Annotated in this window: 7 protein-coding genes and 1 pseudogene; 6 read left to right on the top strand and 2 right to left on the bottom strand. The window is 72.4% G+C overall.

Going from position 1 to position 9,606, the window contains the following annotated elements:
* On the bottom strand, positions 1-665 hold a 665-nt coding region (locus tag E1281_RS32680; protein ID WP_243717658.1), incomplete at its 3' end, for a methyltransferase domain-containing protein.
* A gap of 214 nt (positions 666-879) precedes the next feature.
* Here E1281_RS32680 and E1281_RS32675 point away from each other — a divergent pair.
* The 5 genes from E1281_RS32675 (at position 880) to E1281_RS42270 (ending at position 6,316) form a co-directional block, all read left to right on the top strand.
* On the top strand, positions 880-1,647 hold the full coding sequence (locus E1281_RS32675; protein ID WP_243717657.1) for a sigma-70 family RNA polymerase sigma factor: 768 nt from the start codon (positions 880-882) through the stop codon (positions 1,645-1,647).
* A gap of 89 nt (positions 1,648-1,736) precedes the next feature.
* Positions 1,737-2,033, top strand: coding sequence for a mycothiol system anti-sigma-R factor (gene rsrA / locus E1281_RS32670; RefSeq protein ID WP_131883571.1), 297 nt, complete (start codon positions 1,737-1,739; stop codon positions 2,031-2,033).
* Positions 2,034-2,114: 81 nt separating this feature from the next.
* Positions 2,115-3,038, top strand: coding sequence for an NAD-dependent epimerase/dehydratase family protein (locus tag E1281_RS32665; RefSeq protein ID WP_131883570.1), 924 nt, complete (start codon positions 2,115-2,117; stop codon positions 3,036-3,038).
* Positions 3,039-3,618: 580 nt separating this feature from the next.
* Positions 3,619-4,968, top strand: coding sequence for an HD-GYP domain-containing protein (locus tag E1281_RS32660; RefSeq protein WP_207943623.1), 1,350 nt, complete (start codon positions 3,619-3,621; stop codon positions 4,966-4,968).
* A 10-nt stretch (positions 4,969-4,978) separates the two neighbouring features.
* Entirely contained in the window at positions 4,979-6,316 is a 1,338-nt protein-coding gene (locus E1281_RS42270) for an HD domain-containing phosphohydrolase (protein ID WP_131883569.1), read from the top strand.
* Between the two features lie 53 nt (positions 6,317-6,369).
* Here E1281_RS42270 and E1281_RS32650 read toward each other — a convergent pair.
* Positions 6,370-7,659: pseudogene (locus E1281_RS32650) on the bottom strand (bifunctional copper resistance protein CopD/cytochrome c oxidase assembly protein); the annotation flags it as partial.
* A gap of 518 nt (positions 7,660-8,177) precedes the next feature.
* On the opposite strand from E1281_RS32650, the gene E1281_RS32645 reads away from it, so the two are divergent.
* Positions 8,178-9,587 carry an SPFH domain-containing protein gene (locus E1281_RS32645; protein WP_207943622.1) on the top strand — a complete coding sequence of 470 codons (1,410 nt, stop codon included), beginning with the start codon at positions 8,178-8,180 and terminating at the stop codon, positions 9,585-9,587.
* Positions 9,588-9,606: the final 19 nt, after the last annotated feature.

Here is a 9,606-nt window from a genome sequence, read left to right as displayed (position 1 = left end):
GTGCGGGGGGAGTCGGCCAGGACGTGTTCGACGGTCGAGGGGGACAGGACCGTGCGGGGCCTGATCCACTCGACCTCGAGGCCCGCGTCGGCGAGCAGCTCGCGGAGCTGGTGGGCCGAGAACGAGCGGGTGATCGTCCCGTCCGGCCAGGGGACGAGCACGACCTCGGCGCTCGGGACGTCGGACAGGTGGGCCCAGTAGTTCCGCTCGGCCAGCAGCGCCATCCCGAGGGTCAGGGAGTCGACGCAGAGCAGGACGCGGCCGCCGGGGCGCAGGACGCGGGCGATCTCGGCGACCGTGGTCTCGGTGGCCAGATGCCGGGACAGGACCCGGTTCTCGGCGATCACGGCGTCCATGGAGCCGCCGGCGAGGTAGGCGAGGGTGCCGGTGTCGCCGACCAGCGGGATCGTGGTGCCCTTCGCGGGCGGCGCGCCGCGGGGGGCCGCGGGGCCCTCGGGTCTGGCCGGGTCGCGGATCTCCAGGACGGTGTGGCGGGCCTCGGCGGCCTGCGCGGCGGAGGTCCCGCCCGAGAGGTCGAGCACGCGTGACGGTCTGCGCGGCAGCCACCGGGTCAGCTGGGCGGCGGCGACCGCCCAGTAGAACGTCCAGTAGCGCGCGAGGGCGTCACCCGCCCCGTCCCCGGAGATGTCGCGCAGGCTGGCGATGGTGGGTTCGGACGATTGCGCCGACAGCACCGGATGCACGTTTGCTCCTGTTCTCGCCGTGTATGTCACTTCTTCCCCGTTGCGGGAGGCGTCACCCTCCGTGCAGTCCAGGTGCCGGGGCACCCGTGATCGCCGGGCCGCTCCCCATGGGGAATCGGCAAGGCCGCTTCGGTGTTGCACCGTCTCACAACCCAATTCGCGGAGGTGCACACCGATGACCACAGCCGTTGCCGACCTGCGGCGGAGCGCCGGGACCACGGCGCCGCGCGGCGACGCGCGGGCCCCCGCGCGCGTCGGCAGGCCGCGCGGGCCGATATCGTCTGTGGGGTACGATGCCGCCGGCCGGATCGCGGCCGACGACGCCACAGCCGAGGGGGTGGGTCAGGTACAGGGCACCACGGAGACCGTGGAGCAGCGCCAGGAGCGGTTCCAGCGCGACGTGCTCCCGTTCTTGGATCAGCTGTATTCTGCCGCGCTGCGCATGACGCGCAACCCGGCGGACGCCGAGGACCTCGTCCAGGAGACCTTCGCCAAGGCGTTCGCGTCCTTCCACCAGTTCAAGGAAGGCACCAACCTCAAGGCGTGGCTCTACCGGATCCTGACCAACACGTTCATCAATTCCTACCGCAAAAAGCAGCGCCAGCCGCAGCAGGCCGCCACCGAGGACATCGAGGACTGGCAGATCGCGCGTGCCGAGTCGCACACCTCCAGCGGCCTGAAGTCCGCCGAGCAGGAGGCGCTGGAGCACCTGCCCGACAGCGATGTGAAGCGGGCGCTGCAGGATCTTCCGGAGGAGTTCCGCATCGCCGTCTACCTCGCCGACGTCGAAGGCTTCGCGTACAAGGAGATCGCCGACATCATGGGCACGCCCATCGGCACGGTGATGTCCCGCCTGCACCGGGGCCGGCGCCAGCTGCGCGGCATGCTGGAGGACTACGCCGCGGACCGCGGCCTCACGAGGACGAGCGGAGGGTCCAAGTGAGCGGGAAACGCACCTGCCGCGTACAACGGAGCGAGATGCCGGGCGCCGCGCCATGCCGTGGCGCCGTGCGCAAGGAGGGTGAGTGAGCCATGAGCTGTGGCGACCACCATGAGACCCCCTGTGACGAGGTGCTGGCGCGCGTCTACACCTATCTCGACGGCGAGCTCGACCAGGGCGGGTGCGGCGAGGTGCGGCAGCACCTCGACGAGTGCGGGCCGTGCCTGCGCGAGTACGGGCTGGAGGAGTCCGTCAAGAAGCTGGTGAACAAGTCGTGCGGCTCCGAGCACGCCCCCACCGACCTGCGCGCCAAGGTGCTCGGCCGCATCGAGGAGATCTGCGGCGACATCAGGGCCGCCGGCGACGCGGAGAAGACCGAGAGCGCCTGATCGCGACGTGATCGTGCCGCGGCCCTGACCGGCCGCGGTCCCGATCCCCGGTGCCGGCGGCACGCCGGTATCGTGCTGCGGGTGCTCGCACTCGTCACCGGCGCGGCCGGTTTCATCGGATCCCACCTGGCCGACCGCCTCGTCGCCGACGGCCACGAGGTCATCGGCGTGGACGACCTGTCGTCCGGCGCCAACGTCCGTCCCGGGGTGGAGCTGTGGGAGATGGACGTCGGCGACCCGTCACTGGCCGGGAAGGCGGCGGCGCGGCGCCCCGAGGTGATCTGCCATCTCGCCGCGCAGGTGAGCGTGCGCGCCAGCGTGGCCGACCCGCTGGGCGACGCGCGGGCGAACGTGCTGGGGACGGCGAACGTGCTGGAGGCGGCGCGGGCGGCGGGCGCCCGCAAGGTGGTGTTCACGTCGAGCTGCGCGGTGTACGGGCTGCCGGACGTGCTGCCCGTCCCGCCGGACGCCGAGCTGCGCCCCGCGTCGCCGTACGCGGCGTCGAAGGTCTCCGGCGAGGTCTACGCGGGGATGTACAAGGCCCTTCACGGCATCGACTTCACGACGCTGACGCTGGCGAACGTGTACGGCCCGAGGCAGACCCCCGAGGGTGAGGCCGGCGTCATCTCGATCTTCACGGACGCGCTGCTGGCGGGCGGCCCCACGAAGGTCTACGGCGACGGCTCCCAGACCCGCGACTACGTCTACGTGCTGGACGTGGTGGACGCGTTCGCCCGCGCCGCGGGGGAGCGGGGCGGAGGGCGGCGCCTCAACGTCGGCACCGGGATCCAGACGACCGACCGGGATCTGCACGCGCTGGTGGCCGAGGCGGCGCAGGCGCCGGACGATCCCGACTTCGCCCCGCCGCGGCTCGGAGACCTGCCCGCCATGTCCGTCGACCCGCGGGCGACGCGCGAGGCGCTCGGCTGGGAGCCGGAGGTGGGTCTGCGCGAGGGGCTCGCCGAGACGGTCGCCTGGGCGAGGGAACGGAACGCCCTGGCATGAGAGATAACCGGTGGTTGGCCGTTTTTGGGGCCAATTCCTGAGGGTTATTCGGATCTGCTGCGGATGCACGTGCATTCGTGGCGTGCAGCGGGATTGTGCAATTACGTTGAGTGTATTAGCCTGGCGAAATTGATCACTTAAGGTGACGGTTGCTTCACACCTCGCTTTCGTTTCCCCGCATGCCTGTGTGACCTGGGCAGTTCACGTTAGGCTTGGGCCGAAATCAGCGACGGAGACACGTGCGCACCCGTGAATTCGGGGTACGTGCTCGTCCGGAAGCTTTGGACCGGTCCGGTCCGGGTCGGCCGCGAGGCCGGGCGGCCCGGTTCGCGAGGGGGAGGCAAGGAGTCATGCCGAAGCGCGTGATGCCCGCGGGACACGGCCTGCGCAGGAGTGCCACGGCACCGTCGCTGGTGATGCCCAAGGGCGTGTCGTGGGCGTAGGTGCCGGAAGGCACGCGCATGCCCGGCGGCGGCCCGCCATTAGTCACTGAACGCCCTTCCTCTCCGCCCGTACTCGCGCCGGCCGTGCCCCGGCGGGCCGGGCGGAGGGGGGCCGTTCACTCCCCGAGGGGGTGGCAATGCGTGGACTACCTCTCGCTGCCTGGGTGTACGTCTGCGGGGTGGTCGCACTCGCGGTCGGCCTCATCGCGGCGTCGTCCTTCGCGGAGATCGACTGGAGCACGCTGGCCGTCTTGGCCCTGCTGTTCCTGATCTGCGACTCGGCGCCCGCGCGGCTGAACGTCGCCCGCGCCAGGGTGTCGCTGAGCTTCGCCGCGAGCCTGGCCTCGGTGGTGCTGCTCGGACCGGTCGGCGCGGCGCTGCTCGGCTTCTGCGCCGTGATCAACGGCCAGCGGTTCTTCGCCCCGGTCAAGCGGATCTTCAACGGCGCGCAGCTCGCGCTCAGCGGCTTCATCGCCGGGACGGTCTTCGAACTCCTCGGCGGTGACCGCTTCCACCCCGAGCAGGCCCGCTGGGTGGAGAACGTCATCGGGCCGTTCCTCGGCGCGCTCGTCACCTTCGTCCTGGTCAACCTGGCGCTGATGGGCGGGGTCCTGCTGCTCAGCCGGCAGGCCGCGCCGCGCGAGCTGCTGCACGAGAGCGGCCAGCTCGCCGTCGGCTGCCTCGGCTACGGCATGGTCGGCCTGCTGATCGCCGGGTTGTGGCCGCGGGTCGGGCCGTTCGCCGCCGTCCTGGTCCTGATGCCGCTGTTCATCGCCCGCTGGGCGATGGACCAGGCATACGTGCAGCAGCAGGCGCACGCCGCGACCCTGGCCGCGCTCTGCCAGGCGGTCGAGACCAAGGACTTCTACACCCGGGGCCATTCCGAGCGGGTGTCCCGCGGCTCGGTGATGATCGCCCAGGAGATCGGGATGCGGCCCGACCGGGTCGAGGCGATCCGCTACGCCGGGATGCTGCACGACGTCGGCAAGCTCGGCGTGCCCACCAAGGTCCTGCAGAAGAACGGGCCGATGACCGAGGAGGAGTTCGCCGCGATCCAGCTCCACCCCATGCGCGGGCTGGAGATCGTCCGCGAGATCGGGTTCCTGGACGAGGCGCTCGCCGGCATCATGCACCACCACGAGAAGATGAACGGCCGCGGCTACCCGATGGGCCTGGCCGGCGACGAGATCCCCGAGTTCGCCCGGGTGATCGCCGTCGCGGACGCGTTCGACTCGATGACCTCCACCCGCTCCTACCGGGCCGCCCGCAGCGTCGACGAGGCCGTGACCGAGCTGCGCCGCTGCATGGGCGAACATTTCGACCCGGCCATCGTCGAGGCGTTCCTGCGAGCGCTGGAACGCGATCCCTGGGTGCCTCCCGGGCCGGTCGTCCTGCCCGACGACGACGTCGTGGAGACCACCCAGCAGGACCACGACGACCCGAGCACGCCCCTGCGGGTCGCCGGCGGCGACGAGGCTCGGCGGTGACCGGACGTCCATGAGCAGTCAGGGCCGTGCCCGGGAACGGGCCGCATGGCAGACCATCGACGCCGGGCAGCTGCTGCTGATCGCCACCGCCGGGCTGTTCGCCGTCGTCGCGATCGCGCAGGTCGCGGCGGTGGGCCTGAGCCAGCCCAACGTCGCGATCATCTTCGGTGTGCTGATCGCACTGGGCGAGCTGTTCCGGATGGTGATGCCGGGCAACCGGGAGGTCGCGCCCATCGCCAGCGCCGGCGCGATCGGCTACGCGCTGCTGGTCGGCGTCGGCCCCGAGGGCGCCCCGCCGGACGCGCCGCTCGGCGTCGTCGCCGCCGAGCACTCGGCGCTGCAGGTCGTCGCCGTCACCGCGGCCGGCATGCTGGTCGGCTCGCTGCCGCACCTCGCGGTCGGCCGGTCCATGCGCCCGGACGCGATGGCCCGGCGGCTGTTCACCGTCGCGATCATCGCGCTGTGCTTCCGGCCGGTGCTGTCGCTCGGCCTGGTGTGGCAGCTGCTGCTGGCGGTGATGAGCGTCGTCGTGATCGCGTCCTGCTTCACCGACGTGCTGATCGCCGCGATGATCCGGGCGGAGGCGGTCCGGGCGCGGTTCGGGATCGCGCTGCGGGACGAGATCGAGGCCAAGATGGCCCTGTGCGCGGCCACCAGCGCGACCGCCATGCTGATCGCGGTCGCGACCACGGCGATGGGCGAGGCCGCGCTGCTGATCTTCACGGTGCCGATCCTGGTGACGCAGTTCGCGTTCCGCCGCTACGCCGGGATCCGCGCGACGTACCTGCAGACCGTCCGGGCGCTGTCACGGGTCACCGAGGTCGGCGGCTACGTGGAGACCGGGCATTCGCGGCGGGTGTCGCGGCTCGCGGTGGAGATGGGACGCGAGCTCGGCATGTCCGAGGAGGAGCTCCTCGAACTGGAGTACGCGGCGCTCATGCACGACATCGGGCAGCTGTCGCTCGGAGACCCGATCCCGGGGGGTGCGACCGTGCTGGCGTCCCCGGCAGAGCAGCGCCGCATCGCCGAGCTCGGCGCCGAGGTGATCAAGCAGACGGGCGTCCTGGACCGGGTGGCGCACATCGTGCAGCTCTCGTCGCACCCCTACCGGACGGGACGCGAGCCCGCGCCCGGCGGCGCCGGCGACGACGCCAGGCCCATCCCGCCGCCGCTCGCGGGCCGCATCATCAAGGTCGCCAACGCCTACGACGACCTCGTCGGCGAGTCCCCGGACCGGGACCGCGGCGCGGCCGTGCTGGAGAGGCTGAGGCTCGACTCCGCCGCCGAGTACGACCCGACGGTCGTGGAGGCGCTCAGCCGGGTGGTGGACCGCCGGCCCCGCCAGTAGAGCTCCTGCGCCCCCGCCGCGGCGGCCGTGACGGCGACGGTGGCCGTCCACAGCAGCAGCGCGCCGAGGCGCTGGTCGTCCAGCGGAGGCGCGCCCCAGCCGCGGTCGAACTCCTCGAACCAGCTGCCGAGGACGGCGCCCTCCCGCGTCAGGGCGATCCCGGCGATCACGTGCAGCGGCAGGACGGCGAGCGGGACCAGCGTCCCGGCCGTCCCGTGGAAGTACGCCAGCCCGATGACCAGGAAGCAGAGCATGGCGAGCGAGTGCAGCGCGTGGTTGCCGAGGGACGCGGGGAACAGCGGCGAGACGTAGAACGCGTAGAGGCTGAGCAGGAGCAGCGCGGACGCGACGACCGGGTGCGCCAGCAGCCTGATCCCGCGGCAGCCGGCCGCGGCGGCCAGCAGCGGCGCGCTCTCGCCCCGCATGGCCCGGAGCGCCAGCCGCACCGGGGCGCCGTACAGGAGCAGCAGCGGTGCCAGCACCCCGATGAGGACGTGCTGGAGGGCGTGGGCGCTGAACAGCACCATGCTGTACTTGGAGATCCCGCCGGCGGTCGCGAGCAGCGCGACGAGCAGCCCGGCGCCCCAGGCGGCTCCGCGCTGCCACGGCCAGTCCCGGACGCGCCGGACGCCCGCCCCGTACAGGACGGCTCCGGCCGCGATCAGGACGAGGAACAGCGGGTCGACCCACGCGTCCAGCAGGTAGGGGCCGATGCCGGGCGGGCCCGGCATCGGGAAGCCGAGACGCAGCTCGGCGAGGTCGAGGGTGTCCGGCGCGTTCTCGGGCGGGGGCGTGCGGGAGAGCCCGGTGGCGACGGCCATCGTCGCCGCCATGACGAGGACCTCGGCGGCGCCCAGCCTCAGGAAGGGCCGCGCGCCCGTCCCGTCCCGCAGGGCCGGGATTGTGGAGCGCCGGTGCCACCAGCCCAGGACGCCGAGGACGCCGAGAGCCGCGATCTTCGCCACGACGACCATCGCGTACCGCGACCCGAGGTCGAAGCCGCCGAGCCGCACCCAGGCGTTGACCCCGCCGCTCACCCCGACGACGGTGAACGACACCAGCGCGAGCGTGCTGTAGCGCCCGACGATCCGCGGCAGCTCCGCGCGGAGCGCGGGCCCGACGGTGACCAGCGCGACGAGGCCGCCGACCCACAGCGCGACGCCGAGGACGTGGGCGACCAGCGTGTAGACGGCAAGCGCGTGGTACGAGGCGCTCGCCGCGTGGCCGGTGAACAGCGGCGGGAGCAGGGCGGCGAGCGCGGCCGCCAGCAGGTATCCGGTGCCACCCCCGGCGCGAGGGAGGCTCGCCGCGACCGCCAGTGCGATCGCGACGGCGAGGGTCATCAGCATCGCCCGCCCCTGCGGCAGCTCGATCAGCAGCGTCCGCATCATGTTCCCGGTGAGGCCGCCGATGCCGGTGCCGAACAGGTCCAGGGCGGTGAACACGATCAGCGACAGCGTGCTCAGCGCCCACGCCAGGGCCGTCAGGGACGCGGCGCGCAGGCAGCGCAGGCCGGCCGGCGCCGGCGGGCGGGCGAACACGGCCGCGACCAGCAGCCAGCCGACCGTGAGGACCGCGGCGGCGTTCCCGGCGAGCGCGGCCACCGACAGGCCGACCTTGGTGAGCGCCCCGGACTCCGACAGTCCTGGCGCCGCGGTCTCGCTGAACGCCCCGCCCAGCCGCACCACCAGCGCGAGGGCGACCAGCCCTGTGGCCGCGGCGCCGATCACGAGCATCGGCCTGTCGGTCGGGGAAGCCTGCCGCTCCTGTGTCGCCACGAAGAGACGTACGCATATGGCTGATCAGTCGGTTCAAAGAGCAATAAGGTACGGCCATTCCTATTTCGCGTTCGAGGAGCGGGATGAGTGCGCCGGAGAAGGGCAACACGTATCTGGAGAAGGTCGTCGCCGAGCAGGCGGTGCTGGAGGACGACCTGAGGGCGAGACGCGTCCCCGCGGCACCGGCCCCCATGGCCGCCCCGGGAGGAGTCCCGGTTCCGCAGGCCGCCCCCCTCGCCAAACGCAACCGCGCCCTCGGCGTCGCGCCCACCGGGGACCGTCCCGCCCCCGGGCCGGTGGACGTGCGCATCAGCGGGTTCTGGCGGTGGAAGAACGTCCTCGTCCCGCCGAACGCGTTCGTCGTGCACACGCGGCGCGGGCGGGCCGAGCCGCTGCACGTCGGGCTCGGGGTGTCGTTCCGGTTCAACCCGTCCACCGACTCGTTCCTCGTCGTGCCGGGCGCGACGCAGACGATCCTGATCAACGCGTACTGCATCTGCCGGGAACTGCAGGGCGTCCTCGTCCAGGGCTACGTCCAGTGGATCATCCAGGACTTCGGCACCGCGTACCGCAAGCTCGACTTCGGGGACGCCGACGACCCGATGCGGCTGGTCAACCTCCAGCTCCGGGAGCAGGCGGAGGCCGCGATCAAGGACAAGGTCTCCACGATGGGCGTGCGGGACATCCTCAGCGACAAGCAGCCCATCATCGAGGAGCTGACGGCCCGGCTGCGCGCGGTGGCCGAGGGCCAGAACGAGGAGGGCCAGGCCGACGAGGGGCTCGGGCTGCGGATCGTCACCGTGCAGATCAAGGAGGCCGTGGTCAGCTCGTCCCGGCTCTGGGAGAACCTGCAGAAGCCGTACCGGTCCGAGCAGGGGCAGATCGCCCGGCTGGCGGAGCTGGAGGCCGAGGAGGCCGTGGCGCAGCGCGAGATGTCCACCGAGCGGATCAAGGAGACGCAGCGGCTGGAGCACGAGCGGGAGCTGGCCGAGCTGCGCGCCCGCAACGAGTCGCAGCTGTTCGACACCGAGGCGGCCGAGAAGCTGCGCCGCACCAAGCGGGAGCACGACGACGCCCGCGAGGTCGCCGAGCTGGAGACCGCGACGACGCGGCACAACCTGCGCATGGAGCGCGAGCGGCACGAGGAGGAGGCCGAGACCGGGCGGCTGCGCATCGAGCGCGACCACGAGCTGGCCCGGCTCCGCGCGGAGGGCGAGCAGGCGCTGGCCGAGTCCCGCGCGCGGTCCCGGCACGAGCAGGCGCTGCTCGACCTGGAGCGGGAGGGCGCCCGCGCGGCGATCGAGAACGACCGGACGCCCGCGGCGGTGCAGGCGCGGCTGATCGCGTCGCTTCCGGAGATCATGGCGAAGCTGCCCAAGCCGGACGAGCTGCGCACGGTCACGGTCAACGGCACCGACCAGACCAGCGTGGCCGGTCTGATCACCCAGCTGACGGCGGTGGTCGGCGCCCTGCGCGCCGCCACCGAGGACTGACGGTCAGCGGGAGGGGGCT

The sequence above is a fragment of the Actinomadura sp. KC345 genome (assembly GCF_004348515.1).
GTDB lineage: Bacteria > Actinomycetota > Actinomycetes > Streptosporangiales > Streptosporangiaceae > Spirillospora.
This window is presented reverse-complemented; position numbering and strand designations above follow the sequence as displayed.

Bases quoted from the DNA above. Each gene is read 5' to 3' on its own strand.
- E1281_RS32660 (WP_207943623.1), top strand. From the start codon at position 3,619: ATGCGTGGACTACCTCTCGCTGCCTGGGTGTACGTCTGCGGGGTGGTC.
- E1281_RS32645 (WP_207943622.1), top strand. From the start codon at position 8,178: ATGAGTGCGCCGGAGAAGGGCAACACGTATCTGGAGAAGGTCGTCGCC.
- E1281_RS42270 (WP_131883569.1), top strand. From the start codon at position 4,979: ATGAGCAGTCAGGGCCGTGCCCGGGAACGGGCCGCATGGCAGACCATC.
- E1281_RS32675 (WP_243717657.1), top strand. From the start codon at position 880: ATGACCACAGCCGTTGCCGACCTGCGGCGGAGCGCCGGGACCACGGCG.
- rsrA (WP_131883571.1), top strand. From the start codon at position 1,737: ATGAGCTGTGGCGACCACCATGAGACCCCCTGTGACGAGGTGCTGGCG.